Here is a 25,426-nt window from a genome sequence, read left to right as displayed (position 1 = left end):
TTTTAAGAAATGGAATTTAACATTATTTGGATTATTATCGGGATTGTCGCACTTATTTTAATTGCACTAATCGGTGTTTTTGTTACAAAGTACAGAACTGCTGGGCCGGACGAGGCACTCATCGTAACGGGAAGCTTCCTTGGAAGCGGTAATACCCACGTGGACGAATCAGGCAATAAAGTTAAAATCATCCGCGGCGGCGGTAGCTTTATTTTACCAGTATTCCAACAGGCTAAACCGCTAAGCTTGCTATCTAGTAAACTAGAAGTTACTACACCTGAGGTTTACACTGAGCAGGGTGTGCCGGTCATGGCTGATGGTGTCGCGATTATCAAAATTGGCGGTTCGATTAGCGAAATTGCAACGGCTGCAGAACAATTCCTTGGCAAGCCAAAGGATGACCGTGAAAATGAAGCAAAAGAAGTTCTAGAGGGCCATTTACGATCGATTCTCGGCTCGATGACGGTGGAAGAAATTTATAAAAATCGCGATAAATTTTCACAAGAAGTGCAAAGGGTGGCGTCACAAGACCTTGCAAAAATGGGTCTAGTTATTGTATCTTTCACGATAAAAGATGTCCGTGATAAAAATGGTTACCTGGATTCCCTCGGTAAACCGCGGATTGCTCAGGTGAAACGTGATGCGGATATTGCTACAGCAGAAGCGGAAAAAGAAACCCGGATCAAGAAGGCGGAGGCAGCCAAGGAAGCGAAGAAAAGTGAATTAGAGCGGGCAACGGAAATCGCGGAAGCTGAGAAAATCAATCAGTTGAAAATTGCAGAATTCCGCCGCGAACAGGATATCGCAAAGGCAAAAGCCGACCAAGCATATGACTTAGAAAGTGCAAGAGCGAAGCAGGATGTAACGGAACAAGAAATGCAAGTTAAGATCATTGAAAGACAAAAACAGATTGAGTTAGAAGAAAAAGAAATTCAGCGCCGTGAACGTCAATATGATTCCGAAGTGAAGAAGAAAGCCGACGCTGACCGTTATTCTGTTGAGCAATCAGCAGCAGCAAACAAGGCGAGAGAAATGGCGGAAGCGGAGGCCAATAAATACCGGATCGAAGCGATGGCAAAAGCGGAAGCAGAGCGGATTCGTCTCGACGGTCTTGCCAAAGCCGAAGCACAAAAGGCACAGGGTTCAACCGAAGCAGAAATTATCCGCTTAAAAGGTTTGGCCGAAGCGGAAGCGAAGGAAAAGATTGCCGAAGCGTTCGAGCAATTCGGTCAAGCAGCAATTCTCGACATGGTCATCAAAATGCTTCCTGAATACGCGAAGCAAGTGGCAGCTCCATTATCCAATATCGATAAAATCACCGTGGTCGACACAGGCGGCGGTTCTGGTGAAAATGGCGGGGCCAATAAGATTACCAGCTATGCCACCAATCTAATGGCCAGTTTGCAGGAGTCATTAAAAGCCTCAAGCGGAATCGATGTCAAAGAGCTCATTGAAAACTATTCCGGTAAAGGCAATGTCCGCAGAAGCATTGAAGAATTGACAGAGGAAGTAAAAAAGAAAGACGAATAAATCCACGTTAAAAGATCCTTATCAAATCTGATAAGGATCTTTTTATATAAGGCATTATCAAAACGTGCCAGAGTGCCCGTCCCGCAGAAAAATCTACTCTGATTGGAACTGTGAACGTGACAAGAGTGCCCGTCCCGCTGAAAAATCCACTCTGATGGGAACTGTGAACGTGACAAGAGTGCCCGTCCCGCTGAAAAATCCACTCTGATGGGAACTGTGAACGTCTTAGAGTGCCCGTCCAACCGAAATTACCCCTCGATCGGTCACTGTAAACCTCCTCCCAGAGGCATTCCCACAAAATTAACAAAAAAATAGGGCACGCCGCCGTTCGGAGTACCCTTGGTATAAAAAGAGAGAGGTTAAATTTGGGATGAGTGATGGTCATTCATGAACCATGTACTGCATCAAAGAGGGGATCACTCAAAACTTGGGGGTCTCGAGGGAATCAACTCTTTCTTACCTACAAATACATCTTAGCGGGAAAAATTGAAGATGTTATGAGGATTTTGTGGTGAATTTGTGAAGTTACAAAAATCACAGACCCAAGATGATATAGTAAGGGTATGGGGAGTGGTGATTCATGAAGATTTTATTAGTAGACGATGAACGTAGAATCATAGAAGTTCTCGAAGCCTACCTAGAGAGAGAAGGCTATGAAATTCATAGCGCTGATAATGGAATTGACGCCTTGAAAAAGGCCAAGACAATCAATCCTGACCTCATTATACTAGACTTAATGCTGCCTGATATTTCCGGTGAAGAGGTTTGCCGTTTAGTACGAAAAGAATCGGATGTACCGATCCTGATGCTGACCGCGAAATCGGCTGAAGATGACCGCATCAACGGTATTGTTATGGGTGCCGACGACTATTTAACGAAGCCATTCAGCCCGCGGGAAGTAGTCGTCCGCGTTCAAGCGATTTTAAGACGGGTGAAAAAGACAGAAAAGGTTGAACGGCTAGAATTCAACGGCAAGAAACTAGCGATTGATTTAATTAAAAAGGAAGTAACTGTAAACGGTGAGGATATTACCTTAACACCAATTGAATATAAATTGTTAACCAATATGGCGGTGAATCCGGGGCGGGTTTACAGCCGGATGGACCTGCTCGAAAAAATTCAAGATGAAGGTATGTATTATGAAGGCTATGAACGGAGTGTCGATACCCATATTAAAAACCTCCGCAAAAAAATCGAATCCGATTCACGGCAGCCGGATTTTATCGTGACCGTATTTGGAATGGGCTATAAATTTGGAGGGGTACTAGATGCTGCAAACACTCCGGTCTAAGATTCTATTTTATCTAGTTCTCATTTCGATGATCGGGATTTTAATTGTCAGCTTTTTTATCCAGTATGGCTTTGAAGAAAGTTTTAATAGTTATTTAGACCGGAATCGTGAGAAAAAGATTGATCGGATTATCACCGAAATTGAAAAGGATTATCGAAAAAATGGTCATTTTACCAGCAGCCCAGTGTATGGATTGCTACATGAACATGCGATGACCGATCAGCTATATTTCCAATTGTATGATCGATACGGGCAAATTCAAATGGATTCGTCCAATATTCGCGGCATGCTGAACAGCTTTGGCCTAACGGAACCGGAGCCTGATGCGGAAGAGTGGCACTCCAAAACCTATACGCTGAAGGTTGACAATGCCGTTATTGGCAAATTAGTGGCCATTTATCCAGAAGGCTTAATAGATGATGAATACACGTTTATCCAAACGATCCAATTATACATCTTGGCGGCCGTGTGCTTAACGATCGTGTTAGCGATTGTGTTTAGCATGCTTTTTTCAAAAAAGTTAACCTCCGGCTTGAATAAGCTGTCGTTCGCTGCCGGGGAGCTCCAGCAGCACAACCTAGATATTCGCATCCCGCTATCAGGGTTGCCTGCTGAGGTAAAACAGATTGCGATTTCCTTCAATAACCTGGCCGAATCGCTGGCAAAGGAAGAAAAGCTGCGGAAGCAATTTACCGGCGACTTGGCCCACGAGCTGCGGACACCGCTTGCTACATTAAGAAGCCAATTTGAAGCCTTCCAGGACGGGATTTGGGAACCGACCCCCCAGCGCTTACAAGTCAGTCACGAAGAGCTGATGCGCTTAGTCCGGTTAGTCAATGAGTTAGAAAAATTGCTTGCTGCCGAGAACCCGCAAATCAAGCTGGAAAAAATTGAGCTAGAAGCAGGAAGCGTATTGGCTGCATTATGGGAAATGTTCTCACCTATTTTTAAAGAAAAGGGCGTTGGGCTGCAGATTGAGGAACCGACACAGGAAGAAATGTTTACAGCGGACAAGGACCGCTTGATGCAAGTTCTTTCCAACGTTCTGAATAATGCCCTAAAATACACACCAGAGGGAAAGACCGTCACGATTTCGATGGTAACGGAAATGGAAGGCTATGTCGGCTTCAAGATTCAAGACGAAGGTCAGGGAATGAACGAGGAGGACATCCCTCATATTTTCGAGCGCTTCTACCGCGGCGACAAATCCCGTGACCGCAAAACCGGCGGTGTCGGCATCGGGCTTTCAATCGTCAAAGCGTTAATGGATGCCCATAAAGGTGTCATCAAAGTAAAGAGCAGATTGAATAAGGGAACCAGCATTACCTTGTGGTTTCCGCAGGAAGATTAAGAAGGCCGCTCAACTTACAGCGGCCTTTCGGTTTATTTTAACAGCTCTTTAATATTGTACACCCTTCCACTTTCAACATTCCCGCCTAGAACAAGATCTACTAAAGCATTAGCGACCACATCTGCCTGCAGTAGCATGTTCTTTTCCTTGTATTCCTTGAATTGATCGAGATCCTTGAATGCTTCCTTGTTGGACGAACGGATGGTTTCTTGCATGTTCGTATCCATCACCCCAGGGCTAAATGCGATAATGGTATTGTTATTATTCATTTCCGCCTGCTCAATCGCCGCAGTTTGTGTGAACATATTTAATCCGGCCTTCGAGCTGCAATAGACGCTCCAGCCTTCGATTGAGCGAACAGCGGCACCTGATGTAACGTTAACCACCGTTACCTTTGTGTTGGTTAACTGAGCCTTGCTGAAAAATAAATTGGTAATCAGAATCGGTGCGATTAAATTGACCTGGATGTTTCCGATGACCGGAGTTTGATCCAAATGACCGACCTTTTGAATAGGTTCGATCATGCCAGCATTATTAAATAGCAGAATTTCCTGGGGATTTTTTTGAAAAATACAATGGGCAATCTCCATAAAGACTTCTTGGACTTCCTTTTCTAATGAAAGATTGCAGGAAAAGTGTTTATAATCGATTCCTTGCTCGAGAGCAAGACTTTTGATTTCTTTATTCTCTGTCCGTGAAACCGAAACGACCGCGATTTGTTCGCGAATCAGCCGCTTTGCAACCGCTTCACCCAGACCTTTTGATGCTCCCGTAATGATGGCGTATTTCATAATAAAATTCCCCCTTAGAACCCAGTAACTTCTATACTTTCATTTTATGCTCCACTGATTTTTAAAGCAAATATTGTGTTACCTTGGATTTTTCCATCCTGTACATGTATAAAAAAAGGCAGCTCCAAATGGAACTGCATCAACGTGCTAAGGGATAAAATTTCTTCCACTCGTTTAGGAAGGAGGCGGTGGAAGAATTAGGATGTTCAAGGACCCGAGGGGTGGGTCCGGATTGCTTTACTTCACCATTTACAATAATCGCCAGCCGATTGGTCAGGTAGTTAATCTCCATCAAATCATGGCTGACAAATACTGCCGTTGTTTGGGAAGCTTCGATAATGCCTTTGAAATCTTCCATTAACTTAATTTTGGTCGGAAAATCTAAAGCTGAAAAGGGTTCATCTAGAAAAAGAATTTCCGGTTCAACAATCATGGCACGGGCCAAATTGACCCGCTGCGCTTCACCGCCTGATAAATAAAGCGCATTTTTTTTCGCCAAGTGGCTGATACCAAATAGCTCCAACCAATGGGCAACTTTTTCCTTAATAATTTGTTTGGGAATCTTCCTTAGTTTAAGGCCGATCGCAATGTTATGAAAAACGGTTCCATCCAATAATAATGATTGCTGCAGAGCAATCGAGAACCGCCTCCGTATATCCAGCGGGGCAGTACCCTTAGGAATTACCTCACCGCGATAAAGGAAATCACCGCTCGTTTGCTGGTCAAGCAGCGCCAATAGCTTTAGCAGCGTGCTTTTTCCGGCACCGTTCGGCCCCATCATACCAAGAAATTCACCAGCGTAAATTTGAAATGCAGGAATATCAAGAATCGTTTTCTGATGGGCATGAAAGGTAATGTTTTTCAGTTCAATTAACGGATTCATGATATTCGCTTCCTTTGTTGTAAAAATGTTAATCCGGCCGTAATCAACAGAGCAACCGACAATAAGATGAAGGAAAGGGCTAGGGCAATATCAAAGTTCCCTTTCGATACTTCCATCACAATCGTCGTGGTTAAAATTCGGGTATCGCCCTGAATATTTCCGCCAACCATCATCGCCGCGCCTACTTCCGCGATCACGCGGCCAAAGCCGGCCATGATCGCCGCCAGAATGGCAATTTTTAATTGTTTGATCAGAATCATTAATGTTTGCAGCCTTGTTGCGCCTAATGCTTTAATTTGTAACAGCATCTTATCGCTGAGTTGCTGGAATGCCGTGAATGTCAGGCTTGTCACAATGGGCAGACTGACCAACACTTGTGCCATAACAATCGCTGTTGGTGAATAAAGCAGGCTAAGGTCGCCAAGCGGGCCAGAGCGCCACAACAGCATTGTGATCCACAGTCCGGCAACAACAGGCGGGAGGCCCATGCCGATATTGATAAACAATAATAGGACTCTACGTCCTGTGAATCTAGTTAATCCGAGTAAAATCCCCAGAGGCAACCCAATCAGGGTGCTAATCAGAATGGAAATGAGACAGACCTTAAGCGTCAGCCAGGTAATCGCATAAATTTCTGGATCGCCGTTTAAGATCATTTCTATTGCTTTTTTCAGTCCATCTACTAACAGCTCCATAATTGTTTTGCCTCCGGGATTTCTATTAAAAATTACTCAGTATACTTAAAGAATAACGATTGACCGTATTCTTTCTTACCAAACTCTTCAATCACATCTTGCGTTTTTGCATCTATCATAAATTCTACAAATTTTTCGCCATCTTTGCTATTCACTTTGTCATGTTTTTCAGGATTTACTTGCATAACGTGATAGATATTCATTAAATCGTTGCCGCCTTCAACGACGATCTTTAATGTATCCAAATTCTTTTCTTGCGCCAGCCATGTTGCCCGGTCTGTTAATACATATCCTTTTTTCTCAGCTGCGACTTGTAAGGTTTGTCCCATTCCTTGGCCAGTTGATACGTACCAATCACCTGCAGGTTGAATATTTTCAGCAGTCCAAATGCCTAATTCTTTTTTATGTGTACCGGAGTCGTCGCCGCGTGAAACGAAAGTAGCCTTCGTGTCAGCCAATGTTTTGAATGCAGCTTTAATGTCATCACCGCTTACTCCTGCTGGATTGTCTTTTGGTCCAACTAAAATAAAGTCGTTATACATCACGCGTTTGTAGTTAATCGCATCGCCGGCATCGACGACAGCCTTTTCAGCTGCTGGAGCATGAACAAGAAGGGCGTCAGCTTCACCTTTCGTACCCATTTCTAATGCCTGGCCTGTTCCAACTGCAATCGTTTTTACCTTTACATTATTTTCTTCTTCGAACATCGGAATTAAGACATCAAGTAATCCACTGTCCTGTGTACTCGTAGTCGTTGCCAGAATCATTTCTGTTGGAGCCGGTTTCTTTGCAGGCTCTTTTTTCTCTTTTGCTGCGGTGTCCTTTGTGCCAGCGCTTCCGCAAGCTGATAAAACTAGAAGCATCAATGCAAATAGGGCGATTAAAAAGCGATTTTTTCTCATCGTAGTAATTCCTCCGTTTGACTTGTTTGATAGACAATTTTTCCTAAATCTTGAATCGTGTAGCCTTCTAAATCATAAAGGCTGTCTTTGAAGCTGGCAGACTGCAGGTATTGAATTAAGTCTGTTAAACTTTGTCTGTTTTCATCAGTAAAGCGGAATACAAGATCAAACTGTTCCTTCGCTACTGGCACGAAATCAAGTCCTAAATGGCTGGCAGCCGAATGAATGCCAAATGTGACATCGGCAATGCCTCTGCTAATGTATGAGGCTGCTGATAAGTGGTTCCATTCTTCATTGCCGTAGCCGTTAATTTTACTCGGAGCAATACCTTGACTTGAAAGCTTGGAATCTAGTAAAAACCTTGTCCCAGACCCTTTCTGGCGGTTAATAAATTGAATGTCCTTTCTTGTGAGGTCAGAAAAATCTAGAATACTCTTTGGATTGCCTTTGGCAACAATAAAACCTTGCTCTCTGACAGCCAATCTAACCACCAAAATAGATTCATAGACAAACAGCTGATGAATAAAGGGCAGATTATACTCTTGCGATGCCGGATCTAATAGATGAACGGCAGCAATATCGCATTGCCCGCGGTAAAGCATCATTAACCCTTCTAAACTGCCGATGAAAGAAGGCTGAATTTGCAGGTTTAAAGTCTTTGCCGCTTGTTTGGCAAAATGTTCGACAAGAAAATCATGGCTGCCGGAAAGCCGGATTAACATGTTCGGATTGGTTAACGGGCCAGTTTGCTCTGCCTGATTTTTCTTAGCTGGTGCCTTCATGTTTTCCTTAAATCTTTCAATTTCTACATGCTCAATTCTCATTTTGTTTCCGATTTTAAATGCCTGGAGCTCGCCTCGTTTAATCAGCTCATAAACCGTATGCTTGGAAATTTGAAAGATTTGCGCGACCTCATCGGGAGTATAAGCCTTTACGTCCATTTGTCACCCTCCTTTTTCCAGTTTTTATTTTATAAAAAGAATATCATACTAACTGTGACTTTTGTTAAGTTTTGTTAAGTTTCGTTGAGTTTTGTTTAGAATTGTCACGATATGTTCATTGGGAGAAGGTAGATTTCACAATTTCTTCATAAACTTCACTAATTGTTCAATGGTGAGCAAGAACGTTTGTAGTAGTATAGTATTAGTAGAAAAAAATTATGGCTAAAGGGAAGGGTTGTACATGTCAAAGTTATTGTATATTACGGCAAATCCAAAAAATGACATTAAGCTATCGAAAGGGATGCAGATCGGGGAAGTATTTTTAGAAGAGTTCCAAAAAGTGCAGCCGGATGTAGAGATCGAGCGCTGGCACTTATATGATATGGATATTCCCGATATCGATATGGACCTATTATATGCCCGGGCCAAATTATCGTTTATGGGTTACACGAAAGAGCAGCTGTCAGAAGCAGAACGGACGAAGCTCGAAAACATGCATGAGCTTGCCGATCGCTTTATCGCTGCCGATTATTATGTATTTGTCACACCAATTTGGAACCTTGGCGCCCCATCAATTTTGAAAAAATTCATAGACAACTTATTTATAGTTGAAAAAACATTTACCAATACGGCAGAGGGCCCAAAAGGACTGCTCACCGGCAGAAAAGCGCTCCATATTCAAACACGCGGCGGCATTTACTCAAGCGGACCGATGGTTGAATTTGAAATGGGTGACCGTTACCTTCAAAAAGTTTTTAAGTTCCTCGGATTCGAGAGCCTGGACACCGTCATTGCCGAAGGAATGGACCATTTTCCAAAAAAAGTGCCGGAAATCATGGCAAAAGCAAAAGAACAAGCAGCAGAAGCAGCACGAGAAATGGCAAAACAAACGGTTACACAATAAAAATGAGCGACTCGGTGCTTCGAGTCGCTTTTTTTGTTAAAATTTACCTGAAAACTGAAAAAACAGCACAATCAGTCCTAATGCCCAAACATATAGTGCAAACGGCTTTAACGAATGGTTCTTCAAGTAGCCAATCATCCATTTGACGGCGACATAACCGAAAATAGCAGAGGCAATAATTCCGACTAGCAGGGCAGATAAAGAGATTTCTTCACCTGCACCTCCTAGTAAATCCTTCGTTTGCAGGACAATCGCTCCCGCTATTGCCGGTGTGGATAACAAGAAAGAGAAGTATGCCGCGGTTTCACGGTCCAATTTCCGCCAAAGGGCGGCAACTATTGTCATTCCTGAGCGGGAGATCGCCGGCATAATCGCAACCGCTTGGAAGGTTCCAATGATAAACGCATCCTTATAGCTGATGTCGTCCATTTTCTTATAGCCATTTTTCGCAGAATCGGCGAGCCACAGAAATAACCCCGTCAGTAAAAACTCCCAGCCAATCGTCACCCCTGTCTTTGAAATTTCATCAATGTAATCCTTAAAGGCCAGTCCGAAAACAACCGCTGGAATCGTCCCAACAATCAGCAAAAAAGTTAATTTGCTGAACGGATTTTTGATGATTTTGACAAACTCATCCTTATAAAAAACAAAGACGGCCAGCAGTGTACCGACATGAAGCATCGTATCGAGCAAAAGTCCCGCTTCCTGAAGGCCAAATAAATTTCTTCCTAAATAAAGATGTCCCGTACTGCTGATCGGCAAGAATTCCGTTAGACCTTGAATAATCCCGAGGATAAATGCCTCTAATTTCGTTAACATAAAGTCCCTCTCAATCTTAAATTATCGTAAGCCTGTACATTTAAAAGATATGCACACGGCAACGATTTCATGAAGATATCAAGTACCCAAACAAATTAAGTGCAAACTAGCGGTATCCTCCCATAAAATAGGAATAAAGCCTTTTGGAGAGGAGAAACCTGTTTGAATACTAAACATCTTCATTTTAATACGGCAATTGGTGTGAAGAAGCCGGAAAATATTCGAAATAAAGCGCAGGCCTGTCCGTTTTGCGAACGAGACCAGCTGACAGACCTCATCGCAGTCGACGGTCCGATTATTCTTTTGAAAAATAAATACCCTGTATTGGAAAATGCCTATCAAACGGTGTTGATCGAAACGGACGATTGCCATGCCGATTTATCCACCTACTCAAAAGACCATCTACATAGCTTGATTCGATTCGGTCTGCAGCATTGGTTAGAGATGGAGGACAGCGGCGGCTTTCAATCGGTTATTTTTTTCAAAAATCATGGGCCATTGTCGGGCGGAACACTTGCCCATCCGCATATGCAGATTGTCGGGTTACATGACATTGATTATAAGGAAAAAGTAACCCATGAAATGTTCGAGGGAATCGTTATTGAGGAGGCAGAGGGTGCACGGTTTACTTTATCGACGAAGCCCCGCGTTGGGTTTTATGAATTTAATGTGGAAATGCCGGATTCCGGCTACAAGGAAAAGTTTGCGGAATACCTGCAAATAGCTGTCCATTATATTCTGAATCACTTTCCATTCAAGGCCTCGAGCTACAATGTGTTTTTCCATCATATTGACGATAAAATCTATGCGAAAATTGTTTCCCGTTTTGTCACCACTCCGCTATATATCGGATATGGCATTCCACAGGTGCCCAATAATTTAGAGTGGATGGCAGGAGAAGTGCGGCGTCTCTATTTTAGTATGTAAATTAAACCATTGGCGGGTTATAAGTTGAGATTTGTTGTTTTTAAAAATATAATGGAGGAATGTACAAGTTTTTAGTAAGGTGGAACCTAAATGTCCTCAAACAACAACTCAACGACCAAACTCGATTATAGCCTTGTTTTCATATTATTATTATTGTTCTTAGCCAGCTGTTTAGCGATTTATAGTGCGCAGGCGAGCGGCCAGTACAAGGAGAACTTTTTAATTAAGCAAATTGTCTGGTACGCCGTTGGCGGCGGTATTATTGCAGCCGTTATGACGCTCGATTCGGATCAATTACGGAAGCTCACTTGGTATGCGTACGGATTCGGAATTTTCCTGCTTTGTTTTTTGATTGTGGCACCGCCAAGTATCGCCCCGGTTATCAACGGTGCGAAAAACTGGTTTAAGATTCCCGGAATGGGAACGATCCAGCCATCGGAGTTTGTCAAAATCTTTATTATTCTTGCGCTCGCACGTACGATCGATCAACATCATCAAAAAAATGTGATCAAGACGATTCAAACCGATTTTTGGCTGTTAATCAAGATGGGGATTGTAACGATGGTGCCATTATCGCTCATTATCAAACAGGATTTAGGGACAGGACTTGTCTTTATCGCTATTTTAGTAGGGATGATTTTTATTTCCGGTATTTCATGGAAGTTGCTTGTACCCATATTTTCATCAGGGCTTGTACTGATCGGAACCGTTTTTTATTTCGTCCTCTGGTATCCTGAATTTTTGGCAAAGTATCTGGGAGTGGGCGAATATCAGCTGCGCAGGATTTATTCATGGCTCGATCCCTACAGCTATCAGGGCACGGATGCTTACCAGCTGACGAAATCGCTGCTCGCCATCGGCTCGGGGCAAACGGGAGGCAAAGGGTTCGGCAATCGCGAAGTGTATTTACCTGAAAGTCAAACCGACTTTATTTTCAGTGTCGTCGGTGAGGAATATGGCTTTATTGGCGCGAGTGTATTAATTAGCTTATTTTTCCTTTTGATCTACCATATTACAAAGGTCGGAATGGAAACGAAGAATAATTTTTATACGTATATTTGTGTTGGCGTCATCAGCATGATTACCTTTCACGTCTTCCAAAATATCGGTATGACCATCGGTGTCCTGCCAATCACAGGGATCCCGCTTCCGTTTATCAGTTACGGAGGCAGTGCGTTAATGGGCAATATGCTCGCACTAGGCTTAATTTTTTCAATCCGCTACCATTATAAAAAATACATGTTCTCAACAACCGCATAGAATTTTTTTAAAGAGCGAGGATGACTTCGCTCTTTTTTTGCTGCTTGAAATAGGGTTTGGCGGAATTAATCCCAAACCCGCGGAATAAAAAGAGACCGCCCAACATCAAAAGGCGGTCCATACTGCAAGTATATTTATTTTTTCAAAAAGATCTTTTCAATATCGTCAAGCATCAAGTTGGCGGCGAGTACGCCTCCTGCTGTGTTCCAAATCGTATCGCTTACCTTATGAACTTCACCTTTCTTAGCTACCTCAAGGTTCTTGAACAGCGGATCATTTATCCATTCTTTCTCTAATTCAGAACCTTTGCCGTCACCCGTTTCATAAGTGAAATAGAAGAGAATATCGCCTTCCATTGCTGGAATCCGTTCTTTGGTTACATTTCTTTCAGCAAAATCATCGACATTTTGACTTTCCGGACGGGCAAAGCCAAGGTCATTTAAGATCACACCGGAGAAGGTATCTTTATGATAAATCCGAACCTCACCGGCCATAAAACGAACCATTGAGACCTTCATATTCTTTTTATCGCCAAGCTTTTCTTTAATGTCAGCAATGCGAGCGTCATATTTTTCAAGGACTTCGTTACCTTTGTCAACTTTATTAAGTGCTTTTGCATATAAATTGAAATTTTCCTTCCAATCACCGCGAAGGGTTTCCGCAAATACGGTTGGTGCAATCGCCTTTAATTGCTCGTAAATTTTTTCCTGACGCATTTTATTACCAATAATTAAATCTGGTTTCAAAGCAGCAATGGCTTCCACGTTTACTTCACTCTCGACACCAACCACTTTTACGTCTTTCATTTTGTCAGCAATATGGTCATACCATGGATCACCAGTAAATGATTTAACGGCCCCAACAGGCGTTACTCCCATAGCTAAAAGAGCTTCCGTTCCTTCATTTGTCAGTATGACAACTCTTTTTGGGGTTCCCTTAATGGTAGTGGATCCCATTGCATGTTCAACAGTATAGGATGTTTCTTCCGTTGTTTTTGGTGCTTCATTCTTTTCAGATGTTTTCTCCTCGCCACCGCCGCAGGCAGCTAACAGAAACACTGCCATGATGGAAAGAAGAGAGAGCAGGGTCTTGATTGCTTTCATTTTTATGTATCCTCCTAAAGTATGGTATTGTAATTGATAATCATTTTCAATGACATCCTTATCATAAAAGGAAGGGAAGGCGCTGTCAATAACTAATTGAAAATGATTATCAGATTCATTGACAATAGTTATCAATTAGAGATAGACTAAATCTATCAACTAAATAGAAGTAGAAGGGTTTCAAACAGATGCTGTTAAAAAGTACAACATACAAATGGATTGGTCTAACCATCGCTATCATAGCAATGGTTCTGTTAATGTGTGCCAGTGTGATATTCGGCTATACTGATACAAGCTGGCGGACGGCGATCGATTCCTATACGAATTATAATGGCTCGAACGAACATATTATTATTCAGACCGTGAGAATGCCGCGGGCGTTAATTGCGTCAGCAGTAGGGGCAAGTCTCGCGATTGCCGGGGTCCTCATGCAAACATTAACAAAAAATCCGCTGGCATCACCGGGAATCTTCGGGATTAATGCCGGAGCGGGTTTTGCGGTGGTCACTGCCGTCACCTTATTTTCGGTCCATGATTTACAGGCCTTCAACGGTCTTGCCTTTCTTGGTGCTACAGTGGCAGCCATCAGTGTGTATGGGATTGGTTCCTTTGGCCGTGAAGGGTTAACACCGATGAAACTCACATTGGCCGGTGCCGCGATTGGCGCAATGTTTTCGTCCTTCACTCAAGGACTACTTGTGGTAGATGAAGCGGCGCTCGAGCAGGTTTTGTTTTGGCTCGCAGGGTCTGTTCAGGGCCGGAAGCTTGAGACACTCATGTCCGTTTTGCCCTATATCGGGCTTGGCTGGGTGGGTGCCGTTCTGATTTCCGGAAAAATGAATATCCTGTCCATGGGGGAAGATGTGGCGAAAGGACTTGGGCTGAATACCGGACTTATAAAAATGGCTATTGGTATCATTGTCATTTTATTAGCGGGCGGATCCGTTGCGGTTGCCGGGCCGATTGGCTTTATCGGGATTGTCGTTCCCCACATTACAAGATCCATCATTGGGATTGATCATCGCTGGGTCATTCCGCTATCTGGCGTGTTGGGGGCCATCCTGTTACTCGCAGCCGATATCGCCGCAAGATATATTTTAATGCCGTCAGAGGTACCTGTCGGCGTCATGACGGCCATCATTGGAACTCCATTCTTTATTTACATCGCGAGAAGGGGGTTCAATGGCCGATGAGTAACTATAAAAATTTCCGTCTGTTTAAGGGCAAGCTGTCCTTTTTAATCGATCGAAAAGCTGCCTTTATTTTTACCATCCTGCTCCTTGTCACCTTCGCAATATTTGTAATGAGTACTGGCATTGGAGAAATGAAAATTAATCCCTTGACAGTGGTAAAGGTTTTGTTCGGCGGCGGTCCGGAGATGGAAAAGCTGATTATTACATCATTTCGTCTGCCACGCATTATTGTTGCCTTAATGGTAGGAATGTCGCTTGCAGTCGCGGGTGGTATTTTACAAGGAATGATTCGCAACCCGCTCGCTTCACCGGATGTACTCGGAATTACCGGCGGCGCGGCAGTCGCGGTGGTTGGCTTTTTAGCATTCTTTAGTGATAAAAATAATGCCTTAACCGTCAGCATCGCCTGGTTACCGTTAGCTGCTTTCTTAGGCGCAGGGGTTGTCGCTTTCTTAGTCTATTTCCTAGCCTGGAAAAATGGTGTTTCCCCAATTCGGCTTGTCTTGATTGGGATTGGGATATCCACACTCATGCAGGCATTAACGACACTCATGATGATTTTGGGACCCATTTATCAAGCCAGTCAAGCGAATATTTGGATTACCGGCACTGTGTACGGCTCGAATTGGAAAAACGTCGTCACACTCGTTCCATGGACGATTATTTTTCTCATCATTGCCATGGTGGCGGCACGAACCATCAATATTCAAGAGCTTGGTGATGAGATTGCTACCGGTTTAGGCGGCAAAGTGCAAAAACAACGGTTTCTCCTATTAATGATCAGCACTGCGTTAATTGGCAGCTCGGTAGCTTTTGCCGGGGGGATTGGCTTTGTTGGGTTAATGGCACCGCATATGGCGAGGAGGTTGGTCGGATCATCCTTTGGAGCGCTGCTTCCGACATCCGCACTGCTTGGCGGAATCCTCGTCATGGTTGCTGATTTAATCGGCAGGACGATGTTTTCACCGCTTGAAGTGCCTGCCGGCGTGTTTACCGCCGGGATTGGCGCACCGTATTTTATATACTTACTGTTTAAAACGAGAAACGCATAGCCTAGAACAACAAGTAGAAAAGGAGCTGGCAAGAAGATGACTGCGATTGAAACGAAGAATTTATCCCTTTCCTATGGAGAGACACTCATCATAAATGAGCTCGATTTGAAAATTCCAAAGGGTGAGATTACCGTTTTTATTGGCGGAAACGGCTGCGGGAAATCGACACTGCTTCGTTCAATCGCCCGTCTCCTTAAGCCAAAATCCGGGGGCGTGCTTTTGGAAGGAAAGGCAATCGCCAAGCTTTCCACAAAGGAAATCGCCAAGAAGATGGCGATTCTGCCCCAGTCACCATCGGCACCAGAAGGGTTAACCGTCTTGCAGCTCGTGAAACAAGGGCGCTACCCACATCAATCATGGTTAAAGCAATGGTCGGAGGAAGACGAGAAAAAGGTGAATGATGCGCTGAAAGCAACAAGGTTGGAGGAATTAAAGGAGAGAACGGTCGATTCTCTTTCCGGCGGGCAAAGACAGCGCGCCTGGATTGCGATGACGTTGGCTCAGGATACGGATATTATCCTGTTAGACGAACCAACTACCTACCTGGATATGACTCATCAAATTGAAATTCTTGATTTGCTTTTTGATTTAAATGAAATGAAAAAGCGAACGGTTGTCATGGTGCTGCACGACCTCAATCTTGCCTGCCGCTATGCCCATAATGTCGTTGCCATTAAGGACAAGAAGGTTTACGCCCAAGGGAAGCCGGAGCATATCGTCAATTGCAGTCTTGTTAAGAATGTTTTTGGGATGGATTGTGAAGTGACGATGGATCCGCTATTTGGAACTCCCCTTTGTATCCCATATGGCAAAGGAAGATGTATTTTGGATAAGGCGGTGGCGATGAATGGCTGAATTGTTGACCGAACAAGAATGTGAGCAATTGAAAAAATACAGGTTCACTGACAGCTTGGACCAATCATTTCAAGTAGCTGAGCTCTTAGATCAATCGTTTCTCAAAGATTTTTTAAAAAATGTTTCCCTTGCAATTGGTGCGCCCAATGAAAAAGTAGCGGCTTCTATTTTTATAAAACGTTATGCTTTTTTAGCAGTGATATCCTTGTATGCGATGACCGCTTGGAATAAAAAGCTGAATGTGTCCCTGGAAAATGTAAAAATGGAGCCAGCCGAACAAGGGGAGAATTGGCTGCCTTCTATTTGTTTTGAAGATACCGCTGTGCAAGAATGGGGTGTAAATGAGAGTCGTTCTGAATGGCGCAATCGTGTTTTAAAGGATCTTTTTGCACATAATATCTATCCAATAATCGTACATTTGGAAAAATCAGTCGGAATCTCGAGGTTGATTTTGTGGGAAAATATTGCAGTATACTTGTTCTGGCTTTATGAAGGCGAATTAAAAAATAGTGAGAATACAAACGTGAAAGACGACTTCCGCTATTTACTTTTAGAAGCAGAAGGGCAATTATTCGGCAGCTATAACCTGAACCCGCTGGTTAAATATTTTTCTGAAAAGACCTATTTAGATGAACGGGAAGAAGAGGTTAGAATCAGAAAAACCTGCTGTTTTTCCTATCAGCTCCCTGCTGGTAAACGCTGCAAGACATGTCCATGCACTCATATAGCTAAAGACGGAAGGTGTCATGATGGAGAAAGTATTTGTGGAACAATTCGAAACCTTGCTTGAAAAGTATAGCGAACTATTAGTGGGGGAAAGTGACGAGGCGGTGAAAGAAAAGGTGAAGGCTTGGGCGTTGTATTCCCATATTGCCAAGTCCATGCCGGCATTGATCAATCATTGGAGTGCACTATACCCTGAGGCGCGGGAAGAAATGAAGCAAATGATTCAGGAAATTAAACAGCTGAATGAACAGCATCGGAAATCGATCAAAAAGTAAGAAACCGGAGTACTCACGTTCCTCCGGTTTTTTCTCTTACTGCAATGTCCCGCCACTTGGAAATTGGTTGGTATACCCTTGGAACTGCTGATAGGATTGCTGCAGCTTTTGCTGCTCAGCTGCCTCGATTGCATACCAGCCTTTTCTGAACATCAAGTCATATAGGTCGCGCTGGCATTGCTCGGTTTCCGTGAAAATCTGCATAATGTCTTGATAAAGGCCTTGGTGGCTGGCCTCGTGCATTGCCATGCTATAGGAGGTCGTCATATATTTTTCAGTTGTCAGTAAATCATTGATGAAATCACGATCATTCATTTGCGGGGTTTTAGGCACTTGCGTTTCCGGATTTTGAATCTTTTGCTGATTTTGATTCATTCTCACAAACTCCTTTCACTGCATATTATTTAATGGCTGCTGCTGGCTTGCGTGCTGACCCAGGTGTTGAAGAAGCTTCTGGTAATGCTGCTGATGCATTTGACCGCATTTAACGGCAGCTGCCTTTACCTCAGGATCCTGACACTGCTGGGCAAAGAAATGGGCTTTCTTCGAAGAAAGTAAATTCCACGACATCATGTCGGTTAAATACAGGGAATCCTTGGTTGAAATCACCCCTGGCGGCTGCTGCATTTTCATTTGCTGATTTTGCATGTTCATGTTGGGCATATTCATATTTTGCTGCTGCATCATGTACCCTCCTAGTTCAAAGTTGTCTTTACGACATTATGGTTTCTCATGCAGGAATTTTTATGCAAAAATAGGGAAAGGCTGAATGCTCTGCCTTACGAATACTATCTCTTGTACTGATTATTCTGGCTGTTTTTTTTGTCCAAGTGAGCCTCTTCATTGCCAGGCCCGCCATTGCCCTTCACACTAGCGGCACTGACGCCTGCTTTGGAAGGATTCTTTTTCATCTTCGCCATCTTTATCACCTCAAAAAATAGGTTGCCCAATGAAGAGAATTATTTTGCGGAAAATAAAAGTTCAAAAAAATTTCAATTTTCCGCGATTATTGATTGCAGAAATTTTCGAAATATTTTATAGTAAATAGTAGTAGAACTCATACAAAAGTGAATTTTTTTTGACAAAAAAATGAATGAGCATTCATTCAAAGTTTGAAGGGGGAGACAATGTTGAACCAATTGATAAAAAAAGCGGCAGTCTTGGGATCTGGAGTTATGGGCTCTGGAATTGCTGCCCACCTAGCAAATATCGGCATTCCGACACTATTATTAGATATTATGCCTCAAGAGTTAACAAAAGAAGAGGAAGCAAAGGGACTGTCATTAGCTGACAAACAAGTACGTAACCGGATTAGTGCAGCAAATATCCAAAAATTATTGAAGCAAAAGCCGGCACCGCTGGCAGCGAAAAAGAATCTTGCTCTTATTGAAGCGGGGAATCTGGAAGACGATTTAGTTAAGCTAAAAGACGTTGACTGGGTCATTGAAGTTGTCGTCGAAAACTTAAACGTGAAGAAGCAGGTGTTTGAGAAGGTCGACCAATACCGCAAGAAAGGCAGTATCATCAGTTCCAACACTTCGGGGATTTCGGTTGAAGCAATGGTGGAAGGCCGTTCTGACGATTTCAAGAAGCATTTCTTGGGCACCCATTTCTTTAACCCGCCACGCTATTTGAAATTATTGGAGGTAATTCCGACCCAATTCACAGACCCGGGAGTTCTCTCCTTCATGAAAACATTTGGTGAGGATGTAATTGGAAAAGGGGTAGTCATCGCTAAGGATACACCAAACTTTATTGCCAACCGGATTGGCACGTACGGCCTTCTTGTCACGGTGCAGGAAATGCTGAAAGCCGGCTTAAGTGTTGGCGAGGTCGATTCGCTAACCGGCCCGTTAATTGGCCGGCCCAAGAGTGCCACCTTTCGTACCCTTGATGTCGTTGGCTTGGATACCTTCTATCATGTAGCAGGCAACGTGTACGAACAAGTGGAAGGAAAAGAGAAAGAAGTGTTTGCCGTTCCGGCCTTTTTAAAAACGATGATCGAAAAAGGCTGGCTTGGAAGCAAATCCGGTCAAGGTTTCTTTTTGAAAAAAGGAAGAGAGATTCTTGAATTGGATCCAAATACACTGGAATACGGCCCGCGTAAAAAACTGACCACACCTGCTATCGAGTTAGCGAAGCAGGAAAAAGGCACGGCGAATAAATTGAAAGCGCTTGTATACTCGGGTGACCAAGCCGGACAATTTTTATGGAATACCTTTACAGCCTCTTTTGTGTATTCTGCACAGCTATTAGGTGAAATTGCCGACAATATCGTGGCGATTGACCGCGCGATGAAATGGGGCTTTGGCTGGGAAATGGGTCCATTCGAAGCATGGGATGCCATAGGTGTTGAAAAATCGGTTAAAAAGATGAAAGAAGCCGGTGGTGAAGTACCAGCATGGGTTTCGGAAATGCTGGAAAAAGGAAATTCCTCTTTCTACTTAGAAGAAAATGGCGAGCAGTTCTACTACCATAATGGTCAATATCGATTGGTAGAAACCAATCCGAAGGCGATTGATCTTAAGAAAATTAAGAAACAAAAAGGCGTCATTAAAAAGAACAGCGGCGCAAGCTTAATTGACCTTGGTGATGGGGTTGCTCTGTTAGAGTTCCATTCACCAAACAATGCAATCGGTCTTGATATTGTGCAAATGATCAATTATGCCGTTGATGAAGTGGAGAAAAATTATAAAGGTCTTGTCATCGGCAACCAGGGAAAGAATTTCTGTGTCGGTGCGAACCTGGCGATGATGTTAATGGAAGTGCAGGACGACAATATTTATGAACTTGATTTGATTGTCCGCCACCTGCACAGTGCCTTGTTAAAGGTGAAATACAGCTCGAAGCCGGTTGTCGCGGCTCCGTTCGGGATGACACTTGGAGGCGGCGCAGAGGTTTGCCTGCCAGCCGCACATATCCAGGCATCAGCTGAAACCTATATGGGACTTGTCGAGGTAGGCGTTGGCTTACTTCCAGGCGGAGGAGGAAACAAAGAGCTGTACATGAAGCACTTAGAAAACCTGCCAAACGGTGTTCCATTTGACTTGCAAAATGTTGCTAATAAAGTATTTGAAACGATTGCCATGGCAAAGGTTTCTACCTCCGCTGAAGAAGCGCGGGAAACTAATTTCTTAGATTATTCTGATGGCATCAGCTTCAACAGCGACCATTTAATTCATGATGCAAAGCAAGCTGTCCTTGCCCTATCTGAACAAGGGTATAAGCCAAAAGTGCGCAGAAAAGTTCCGGTCGTTGGTGAAACTGGCTATGCGACCTTACTCCTTGGTGCAGAGGCGATGCGCTTATCCGGCTATATTTCCGAGCATGATTTAAAAATTGCCAAAAAGATTGCTTACGTGATTGCCGGAGGAAAGGTGCCGTTTGGAACTGAAGTAGATGAACAATATTTATTAGATCTAGAAAGAGAGGCATTCCTAAGCTTGATTGCAGAGCCGAAATCACAGCAGCGGATGCAGCATATGCTTGTGAAGGGCAAACCGTTAAGAAACTAATTATGAATGCAACCGGGCAGACCTCTCTGCCACACACGCGTTAGTGCGAGAGGTCAGACCCTTTTGAAAAAATAGATTCGTATTTTTAAAATTTGAAAGAAAGCGAGGGAACTTGCATGAGAGAAGCGGTAATCGTTGCCGGAGCTCGTACACCGGTTGGTAAGGCAAAGAAAGGAACGCTTGCCCATGTTCGCCCCGATGATTTGGGAGCGTTAGTTGTTAAGGAAACATTAAAGCGTGCAGGTAATTATGAGGGAAATATTGATGATTTAATCATCGGCTGTGCGATGCCGGAAGCAGAACAAGGAAATAACGTGGCCCGAAATATTGGGGCGCTGGCAGGTCTGCCATATACTGTTCCCGCAATCACCATTAATCGTTTCTGTTCATCGGGTTTACAAGCGATCGCCTATGCGGCCCAAGGCATTATGCTGGGGCACACAGATACAGCGATTGCCGGCGGAGCGGAATCGATGAGCATGATCCCAATGATGGGCCATGTTGTCCGTCCGAATATTAAACTGGCTGAAACCGCGCCGCAATATTATATGGGCATGGGTCATACCGCTGAGCAGGTTGCTGTAAAGTATGGCATCTCCCGTGAAGATCAAGATGCCTTTGCCGTTCGAAGCCACCAGCGTGCCGCTAAAGCGATTGCGGAAGGCAAATTCGTCGATGAAATTGTTCCTGTTGATGTAACCATTCGTTCGGTTGGCGCTGACAATAAATTAATTGAAAAAACGATTCAATTTTCACAGGACGAAGGGGTTCGTCCGGATACAAACCTGCAGACTCTCGCGAAGCTTCGCCCAGCCTTCTCGGTAACGGGTTCGGTAACAGCGGGGAATGCCTCACAAACTAGTGACGGTGCTGCCGCTGTGATGGTGATGGACCGTGAAAAAGCTGAAGCCCTTGGTTTAAAACCATTAGCAAAATTCCGATCATTTGCTGTTGGCGGCGTCCCGCCGGAAATTATGGGTGTCGGCCCGGTTGTTGCGATACCAAAAGCAGTACAGCTTGCCGGTTTAAAGCTTTCCGACATTAACCTATTTGAATTAAATGAGGCGTTTGCTTCTCAATCACTGCAAGTCATTCGGGAATTAGGCCTTAATGAAGAAATCGTCAACGTCAATGGCGGTGCGATTGCACTTGGCCACCCGCTTGGATGTACAGGCGCAAAATTAACTCTTTCACTGATTCACGAATTAAAACGCCGCAATGAACAATTTGGTGTCGTTACTATGTGTATTGGCGGCGGCATGGGCGCTGCCGGAGTTTTTGAGTTGCTTTAATAAAAATGATTAGGAGGAATTTTCCATGACAAACGAAACAAAAAAGTTCATTAAAGGCGGAAGCTTTTTAATCGAAGATATTTCCTATCAAGATATATTAACACCGGAGGATTTTACGGAAGAGCATTTAATGATTGCCAAGACAGCCGAAGACTTCGTTGAAAAAGATGTTCTTCCACAGGTGGAATATTTAGAGAAACATGAATTCGACCGCACGGTAAAGCTGCTTAAAAAAGCTGGTGAACTTGGTCTTTTAGCGGCTGATGTGCCTGAAGAATATGAGGGCTTAGGCTTAGATAAAATCACATCTTCCCTGCTAACTGAAAAAATGTCAAAGGCCGGTGGTTTCTCCCTTTCCCACGGGGCACACGTTGGAATCGGCTCGCTGCCAATCGTTTTATTCGGTAATGAAGAGCAGAAGAAAAAATATTTACCTGACCTGGCTTCAGGTGAAAAGCTTGCAGCCTATGCATTAACAGAGCCGGGCTCAGGTTCCGACGCCCTAGGTGCTAGAACAACAGCGAGATTAAACGCTGAAGGCACACATTATATCCTAAATGGTGAGAAGCAATGGATCACAAATGCCGGCTTTGCCGATGTCTTTGTTGTCTATGCAAAAGTGGATGGCGAGCATTTCACTGCCTTCATCGTTGAAAGAGAGTTCAAGGGCGTTTCTACTGGCGCGGAAGAGAAGAAGATGGGAATTAAGAGCTCATCCACACGGACACTTATATTGGAGGATGTGCCGGTTCCAGTTGGAAATTTATTAGGTGAATTCGGCCGCGGCCACGTTATTGCTTTTAACATTTTAAATATCGGCCGCTATAAATTAGCAGTCGGCGCTGTCGGCGGTTCTAAAACTGCGTTTGAAATGACCGTTAAATACGCAAATGGGCGTCAGCAATTTAAAACACCAATATCTCAGTTCAATTTAACAAAAGAGAAATTTGGAACATTGGCATCAAAGATTTACGCGGCGGAAAGCTCTGTGTATCGTACGGTTGGCTTATATGAAGACCACCAAGGCCAGCTTTCAACGGAAGATGCCAAAGATATTAAGAAAGTAGCCAATTCAATTGCTGAATATGCCATCGAATGCTCAGTTAATAAATTCTTTGCATCCGAAGTGTTAGATGACGTTGTCGATGAAGGCGTACAAATTCACGGCGGTTACGGATTTATGCAAGAGTATCCAATTGAAAGAGCCTACCGCGATTCCCGAATTAACAGAATCTTTGAAGGGACGAATGAAATCAACCGTCTCTTGGTGCCAGGAACTTTCTTGAAAAAAGCATTCAAAGGGGAACTGCCGTTGTTCCAAAAAGCTATGGCGCTTCAAGAGGAATTAATGATGTTAATGCCGGAAGATCCAGGCGATGAGACGCTTGCTCAAGAAAAATATCTTGTGAAAAATGCCAAGAAAATTGGTTTATTAGCAGCCGGATTGGCAGCACAGAAATATGGCAAGGCGCTTGAAAAAGAGCAGGAAATCCTCGCCAACATTGCGGATATCGCTTCTAACGTCTATGCAATGGAATCCGTTGTCTTGCGTACAGAAAAGGCGGTTGCTAAAGAAGGAGTAGAAAAGAGCAGCCAAAAGCTTCTTTATACGCAAATCTTCTGTCAAGAAGCATTCAATGAAATCGAGGCAATTGCGAAAGAAACATTAGTAGCGATTGAACAAGGGGATACATTGCGGATGATGCTGTCCTCCCTTCGCAAATTTACGCGTCACACGCCAATCAACGTGATTGCGAAAAAACGTGAAGCAGCAGATGAAGTCATCGAAGCAGAATGCTATATCGTATAAATTGCACATGGCTCCCTTCACTGTTGAAGGGGGCTTTACTTTTTTGAAATTGAAAGATTGAATGCTAAGAAGAATATTTTTAAAAATATTGTAGGAAAGAAGAACTTTTTGAAAAATAATTCTTAGAGGAAGAAGGATTTTCACGAAATTAGTCGAATTTTTCCTATGGAGAACTTTTCAGGCCTCTAGTTAGGAATTTGAAAAACGTTATGGTACTATTCTATTGACGCGGTCACATTTTAGTAAAAGGCGGTGAAACCATGTCTCTGACTTTTTACTGGTATCCAAAGTGCGGCACTTGCCGGAACGCAAAGAAATGGCTGGATGCCCATCAGCTTTCCTATGATGAAGTACATATTGTTGAACAGCCCCCGACACGCGAACAGCTGCAGGCGTTTTATCAAAAAAGCGGCTTGGAATTAAAGAAATTTTTTAATACAAGCGGTTTAAAATATCGTGAATTAGGGATAAAAGATAAAATGAAATCTGCAACCGAGGATGAACTCCTTGATTTGCTGGCATCCGACGGGATGTTGATTAAAAGACCGATTTTAACGGATGGCGAGCATGTTACTGTCGGCTTTAAAGAAGAAGAGTATGAAAAAATGTGGCTTAAGTAAGCCCGCTCTTTACTAATGGAAATCGATTTTATTCGATGATAGATTTTAGAAAAAACAAATGGAGGGATTTAAGCTAATGAGTACACCAAAAGAATTACGTTATTCAGAAGAACACGAGTGGGTAAAGGTTGAAGGGGAAAAGGTGCGCATTGGGATTACTGACTTTGCACAACATGAGTTAGGAGATATCGTTTTCGTTGAACTCCCAGAGGTTGGCGATGAATTAACAGCTGACGAGCCATTTGGCAGCGTTGAATCTGTAAAAACTGTTTCTGAGCTTTATGCACCAGTCAGCGGTAAAGTGGTAGAAGTGAATGAAGATCTAAGCGACAGCCCTGAATTCGTCAATGAATCACCATATGAAAAAGCCTGGATGATTGTCGTTGAACTTTCCGATTCTAGCGAGTTGGACAAGCTGATGACAGCTGAACAATACGAAGAAATGACAAAGGAAGACTAATCATTAAATTTTTAAAAGCACCTTAGCGGGTGCTTTTTCTCTTAATTTTCCACCTTTTCTTCTACTAAAATGGGGAAACCTATCATAAAATAAAAAGTGTAGTGGTTGATTAAAGAGGCAAAACCCTATTTTTATACTGACAATAGTGATATAGTTAACATACAAAATCAATAGGGCACACGTAATCAATATTTTAGAATATGTTAACATAAACAACTTCTATTACAGGTG

The 25,426-nt window shown here is 43.3% G+C and carries 26 protein-coding genes; 16 read left to right on the top strand and 10 right to left on the bottom strand.

Annotated features, from left to right (window positions below; all coding sequences use genetic code 11):
- The first annotated feature begins 9 nt into the window (after positions 1-9).
- The 3 genes from FAY30_RS20025 (at position 10) to FAY30_RS20015 (ending at position 4,172) form a co-directional block, all read left to right on the top strand.
- Positions 10-1,530 carry a flotillin lipid rafts scaffold protein FloT gene (locus tag FAY30_RS20025; protein WP_149871518.1) on the top strand — a complete coding sequence of 507 codons (1,521 nt, stop codon included), beginning with the start codon at positions 10-12 and terminating at the stop codon, positions 1,528-1,530.
- A 580-nt stretch (positions 1,531-2,110) separates the two neighbouring features.
- Positions 2,111-2,821, top strand: a complete 711-nt coding sequence (locus FAY30_RS20020) for a response regulator transcription factor (protein WP_149871517.1) — start codon at positions 2,111-2,113, stop codon at positions 2,819-2,821.
- Positions 2,799-4,172, top strand: a complete 1,374-nt coding sequence (locus FAY30_RS20015) for a sensor histidine kinase (RefSeq protein ID WP_149871516.1) — start codon at positions 2,799-2,801, stop codon at positions 4,170-4,172. The genes FAY30_RS20020 and FAY30_RS20015 overlap by 23 nt, the downstream gene beginning before the upstream one ends.
- Before the next feature lie 32 nt (positions 4,173-4,204).
- Here the strand turns inward: FAY30_RS20015 and FAY30_RS20010 are convergent, their stop codons facing one another.
- The 5 genes from FAY30_RS20010 to FAY30_RS19990 form a co-directional block, all read right to left on the bottom strand.
- Positions 4,205-4,963, bottom strand: a complete 759-nt coding sequence (locus FAY30_RS20010) for a (S)-benzoin forming benzil reductase (RefSeq protein ID WP_149871515.1) — start codon at positions 4,961-4,963, stop codon at positions 4,205-4,207.
- Positions 4,964-5,102: 139 nt separating this feature from the next.
- Positions 5,103-5,846, bottom strand: coding sequence for an ATP-binding cassette domain-containing protein (locus FAY30_RS20005; RefSeq protein WP_149871514.1), 744 nt, complete (start codon positions 5,844-5,846; stop codon positions 5,103-5,105).
- Entirely contained in the window at positions 5,843-6,541 is a 699-nt protein-coding gene (locus FAY30_RS20000) for an ABC transporter permease (protein WP_149871513.1), read from the bottom strand. Before FAY30_RS20000 ends, FAY30_RS20005 begins: the two co-directional genes overlap by 4 nt.
- Before the next feature lie 32 nt (positions 6,542-6,573).
- Positions 6,574-7,443: an ABC transporter substrate-binding protein gene (locus FAY30_RS19995; protein ID WP_149871512.1), complete on the bottom strand. Its 870-nt coding sequence runs from the start codon at positions 7,441-7,443 to the stop codon at positions 6,574-6,576.
- Positions 7,440-8,384, bottom strand: a complete 945-nt coding sequence (locus tag FAY30_RS19990; RefSeq protein ID WP_149871511.1) for a helix-turn-helix transcriptional regulator — start codon at positions 8,382-8,384, stop codon at positions 7,440-7,442. Before FAY30_RS19990 ends, FAY30_RS19995 begins: the two co-directional genes overlap by 4 nt.
- A 241-nt stretch (positions 8,385-8,625) precedes the next feature.
- On the opposite strand from FAY30_RS19990, the gene FAY30_RS19985 reads away from it, so the two are divergent.
- The gene (locus FAY30_RS19985) at positions 8,626-9,288 is read left to right on the top strand and encodes an FMN-dependent NADH-azoreductase (protein ID WP_149871510.1); all 663 of its coding nucleotides are present in this window, start codon (positions 8,626-8,628) and stop codon (positions 9,286-9,288) included.
- A 36-nt stretch (positions 9,289-9,324) separates the two neighbouring features.
- On the opposite strand, the gene FAY30_RS19980 is transcribed toward FAY30_RS19985, so the two are convergent.
- Positions 9,325-10,107, bottom strand: a complete 783-nt coding sequence (locus FAY30_RS19980) for an undecaprenyl-diphosphate phosphatase (protein WP_149871509.1) — start codon at positions 10,105-10,107, stop codon at positions 9,325-9,327.
- Between the two features lie 162 nt (positions 10,108-10,269).
- Here FAY30_RS19980 and FAY30_RS19975 point away from each other — a divergent pair, with 162 nt between their 5' ends.
- Entirely contained in the window at positions 10,270-11,034 is a 765-nt protein-coding gene (locus FAY30_RS19975; protein WP_149871508.1) for a DUF4931 domain-containing protein, read from the top strand.
- Between the two features lie 90 nt (positions 11,035-11,124).
- Positions 11,125-12,294 carry an FtsW/RodA/SpoVE family cell cycle protein gene (locus FAY30_RS19970; RefSeq protein ID WP_149871507.1) on the top strand — a complete coding sequence of 390 codons (1,170 nt, stop codon included), beginning with the start codon at positions 11,125-11,127 and terminating at the stop codon, positions 12,292-12,294.
- 134 nt (positions 12,295-12,428) lie between these two features.
- On the opposite strand, the gene FAY30_RS19965 is transcribed toward FAY30_RS19970, so the two are convergent.
- Positions 12,429-13,397, bottom strand: coding sequence for an ABC transporter substrate-binding protein (locus FAY30_RS19965; RefSeq protein WP_149872790.1), 969 nt, complete (start codon positions 13,395-13,397; stop codon positions 12,429-12,431).
- 188 nt (positions 13,398-13,585) lie between these two features.
- Between FAY30_RS19965 and FAY30_RS19960 the strand changes: the two genes are divergently transcribed.
- The 5 genes from FAY30_RS19960 to FAY30_RS19940 are packed head-to-tail and all read left to right on the top strand — an operon-like array spanning position 13,586 to position 17,498.
- On the top strand, positions 13,586-14,590 hold the full coding sequence (locus tag FAY30_RS19960; protein ID WP_149871506.1) for a FecCD family ABC transporter permease: 1,005 nt from the start codon (positions 13,586-13,588) through the stop codon (positions 14,588-14,590).
- Positions 14,587-15,642 carry a FecCD family ABC transporter permease gene (locus FAY30_RS19955; protein ID WP_149871505.1) on the top strand — a complete coding sequence of 352 codons (1,056 nt, stop codon included), beginning with the start codon at positions 14,587-14,589 and terminating at the stop codon, positions 15,640-15,642. Before FAY30_RS19960 ends, FAY30_RS19955 begins: the two co-directional genes overlap by 4 nt.
- Before the next feature lie 36 nt (positions 15,643-15,678).
- On the top strand, positions 15,679-16,497 hold the full coding sequence (locus FAY30_RS19950; protein ID WP_149871504.1) for an ABC transporter ATP-binding protein: 819 nt from the start codon (positions 15,679-15,681) through the stop codon (positions 16,495-16,497).
- Positions 16,490-17,287 (top strand): siderophore-iron reductase FhuF, encoded by a 798-nt coding sequence (gene fhuF / locus FAY30_RS19945; RefSeq protein WP_149871503.1) that lies wholly within the window; start codon positions 16,490-16,492, stop codon positions 17,285-17,287. The genes FAY30_RS19950 and fhuF overlap by 8 nt, the downstream gene beginning before the upstream one ends.
- Positions 17,247-17,498 (top strand): DUF2573 family protein, encoded by a 252-nt coding sequence (locus FAY30_RS19940; protein WP_149871502.1) that lies wholly within the window; start codon positions 17,247-17,249, stop codon positions 17,496-17,498. Before fhuF ends, FAY30_RS19940 begins: the two co-directional genes overlap by 41 nt.
- 36 nt (positions 17,499-17,534) lie before the next feature.
- Here FAY30_RS19940 and FAY30_RS19935 read toward each other — a convergent pair whose 3' ends face one another.
- The 3 genes from FAY30_RS19935 to FAY30_RS19925 all read right to left on the bottom strand — a co-directional run bounded on the left by FAY30_RS19935 (position 17,535) and on the right by FAY30_RS19925 (position 18,418).
- Positions 17,535-17,873, bottom strand: coding sequence for a spore coat protein (locus FAY30_RS19935; RefSeq protein ID WP_149871501.1), 339 nt, complete (start codon positions 17,871-17,873; stop codon positions 17,535-17,537).
- 15 nt (positions 17,874-17,888) lie between these two features.
- Positions 17,889-18,182, bottom strand: a complete 294-nt coding sequence (locus FAY30_RS19930; protein ID WP_149871500.1) for a hypothetical protein — start codon at positions 18,180-18,182, stop codon at positions 17,889-17,891.
- Positions 18,183-18,286: 104 nt separating this feature from the next.
- The gene (locus tag FAY30_RS19925; RefSeq protein WP_149871499.1) at positions 18,287-18,418 is read right to left on the bottom strand and encodes a YuzL family protein; all 132 of its coding nucleotides are present in this window, start codon (positions 18,416-18,418) and stop codon (positions 18,287-18,289) included.
- A gap of 210 nt (positions 18,419-18,628) precedes the next feature.
- Between FAY30_RS19925 and FAY30_RS19920 the strand changes: the two genes are divergently transcribed.
- The 5 genes from FAY30_RS19920 (at position 18,629) to gcvH (ending at position 25,195) form a co-directional block, all read left to right on the top strand.
- Positions 18,629-21,013 carry a 3-hydroxyacyl-CoA dehydrogenase/enoyl-CoA hydratase family protein gene (locus FAY30_RS19920; RefSeq protein ID WP_223820805.1) on the top strand — a complete coding sequence of 795 codons (2,385 nt, stop codon included), beginning with the start codon at positions 18,629-18,631 and terminating at the stop codon, positions 21,011-21,013.
- Between the two features lie 116 nt (positions 21,014-21,129).
- Positions 21,130-22,305 carry an acetyl-CoA C-acetyltransferase gene (locus tag FAY30_RS19915; RefSeq protein WP_149872789.1) on the top strand — a complete coding sequence of 392 codons (1,176 nt, stop codon included), beginning with the start codon at positions 21,130-21,132 and terminating at the stop codon, positions 22,303-22,305.
- A gap of 25 nt (positions 22,306-22,330) precedes the next feature.
- Positions 22,331-24,115 (top strand): acyl-CoA dehydrogenase FadE, encoded by a 1,785-nt coding sequence (locus tag FAY30_RS19910; protein ID WP_149871497.1) that lies wholly within the window; start codon positions 22,331-22,333, stop codon positions 24,113-24,115.
- Positions 24,116-24,375: 260 nt separating this feature from the next.
- The gene (locus FAY30_RS19905) at positions 24,376-24,735 is read left to right on the top strand and encodes an arsenate reductase family protein (RefSeq protein ID WP_149871496.1); all 360 of its coding nucleotides are present in this window, start codon (positions 24,376-24,378) and stop codon (positions 24,733-24,735) included.
- Between the two features lie 76 nt (positions 24,736-24,811).
- Positions 24,812-25,195, top strand: a complete 384-nt coding sequence (gcvH, locus tag FAY30_RS19900; protein WP_149871495.1) for a glycine cleavage system protein GcvH — start codon at positions 24,812-24,814, stop codon at positions 25,193-25,195.
- Positions 25,196-25,426 lie beyond the last annotated feature (231 nt).

This window comes from Bacillus sp. S3 (genome assembly GCF_005154805.1).
Classification (GTDB): Bacteria; Bacillota; Bacilli; order Bacillales; family Cytobacillaceae; genus Neobacillus.
The sequence above is the reverse complement of the archived record's forward strand: the minus strand, read 5'-3'. Positions and strand labels throughout refer to the sequence as shown.

What these genes read in the sequence shown, in the direction of transcription:
- FAY30_RS20025 (WP_149871518.1), top strand. Translation starts at nt 10, where the DNA reads ATGGAATTTAACATTATTTGGATTATTATCGGGATTGTCGCACTTATT.
- FAY30_RS20020 (WP_149871517.1), top strand. Translation starts at nt 2,111, where the DNA reads ATGAAGATTTTATTAGTAGACGATGAACGTAGAATCATAGAAGTTCTC.
- FAY30_RS20015 (WP_149871516.1), top strand. Translation starts at nt 2,799, where the DNA reads ATGCTGCAAACACTCCGGTCTAAGATTCTATTTTATCTAGTTCTCATT.
- FAY30_RS20010 (WP_149871515.1), bottom strand. Translation starts at nt 4,963, where the DNA reads ATGAAATACGCCATCATTACGGGAGCATCAAAAGGTCTGGGTGAAGCG.
- FAY30_RS20005 (WP_149871514.1), bottom strand. Translation starts at nt 5,846, where the DNA reads ATGAATCCGTTAATTGAACTGAAAAACATTACCTTTCATGCCCATCAG.
- FAY30_RS20000 (WP_149871513.1), bottom strand. Translation starts at nt 6,541, where the DNA reads ATGGAGCTGTTAGTAGATGGACTGAAAAAAGCAATAGAAATGATCTTA.
- FAY30_RS19995 (WP_149871512.1), bottom strand. Translation starts at nt 7,443, where the DNA reads ATGAGAAAAAATCGCTTTTTAATCGCCCTATTTGCATTGATGCTTCTA.
- FAY30_RS19990 (WP_149871511.1), bottom strand. Translation starts at nt 8,384, where the DNA reads ATGGACGTAAAGGCTTATACTCCCGATGAGGTCGCGCAAATCTTTCAA.
- FAY30_RS19985 (WP_149871510.1), top strand. Translation starts at nt 8,626, where the DNA reads ATGTCAAAGTTATTGTATATTACGGCAAATCCAAAAAATGACATTAAG.
- FAY30_RS19980 (WP_149871509.1), bottom strand. Translation starts at nt 10,107, where the DNA reads ATGTTAACGAAATTAGAGGCATTTATCCTCGGGATTATTCAAGGTCTA.
- FAY30_RS19970 (WP_149871507.1), top strand. Translation starts at nt 11,125, where the DNA reads ATGTCCTCAAACAACAACTCAACGACCAAACTCGATTATAGCCTTGTT.
- FAY30_RS19965 (WP_149872790.1), bottom strand. Translation starts at nt 13,397, where the DNA reads ATGAAAGCAATCAAGACCCTGCTCTCTCTTCTTTCCATCATGGCAGTG.
- FAY30_RS19960 (WP_149871506.1), top strand. Translation starts at nt 13,586, where the DNA reads ATGCTGTTAAAAAGTACAACATACAAATGGATTGGTCTAACCATCGCT.
- FAY30_RS19955 (WP_149871505.1), top strand. Translation starts at nt 14,587, where the DNA reads ATGAGTAACTATAAAAATTTCCGTCTGTTTAAGGGCAAGCTGTCCTTT.
- FAY30_RS19950 (WP_149871504.1), top strand. Translation starts at nt 15,679, where the DNA reads ATGACTGCGATTGAAACGAAGAATTTATCCCTTTCCTATGGAGAGACA.
- fhuF (WP_149871503.1), top strand. Translation starts at nt 16,490, where the DNA reads ATGGCTGAATTGTTGACCGAACAAGAATGTGAGCAATTGAAAAAATAC.
- FAY30_RS19940 (WP_149871502.1), top strand. Translation starts at nt 17,247, where the DNA reads ATGGAGAAAGTATTTGTGGAACAATTCGAAACCTTGCTTGAAAAGTAT.
- FAY30_RS19935 (WP_149871501.1), bottom strand. Translation starts at nt 17,873, where the DNA reads ATGAATCAAAATCAGCAAAAGATTCAAAATCCGGAAACGCAAGTGCCT.
- FAY30_RS19930 (WP_149871500.1), bottom strand. Translation starts at nt 18,182, where the DNA reads ATGCAGCAGCAAAATATGAATATGCCCAACATGAACATGCAAAATCAG.
- FAY30_RS19925 (WP_149871499.1), bottom strand. Translation starts at nt 18,418, where the DNA reads ATGGCGAAGATGAAAAAGAATCCTTCCAAAGCAGGCGTCAGTGCCGCT.
- FAY30_RS19915 (WP_149872789.1), top strand. Translation starts at nt 21,130, where the DNA reads ATGAGAGAAGCGGTAATCGTTGCCGGAGCTCGTACACCGGTTGGTAAG.
- FAY30_RS19910 (WP_149871497.1), top strand. Translation starts at nt 22,331, where the DNA reads ATGACAAACGAAACAAAAAAGTTCATTAAAGGCGGAAGCTTTTTAATC.
- FAY30_RS19905 (WP_149871496.1), top strand. Translation starts at nt 24,376, where the DNA reads ATGTCTCTGACTTTTTACTGGTATCCAAAGTGCGGCACTTGCCGGAAC.
- gcvH (WP_149871495.1), top strand. Translation starts at nt 24,812, where the DNA reads ATGAGTACACCAAAAGAATTACGTTATTCAGAAGAACACGAGTGGGTA.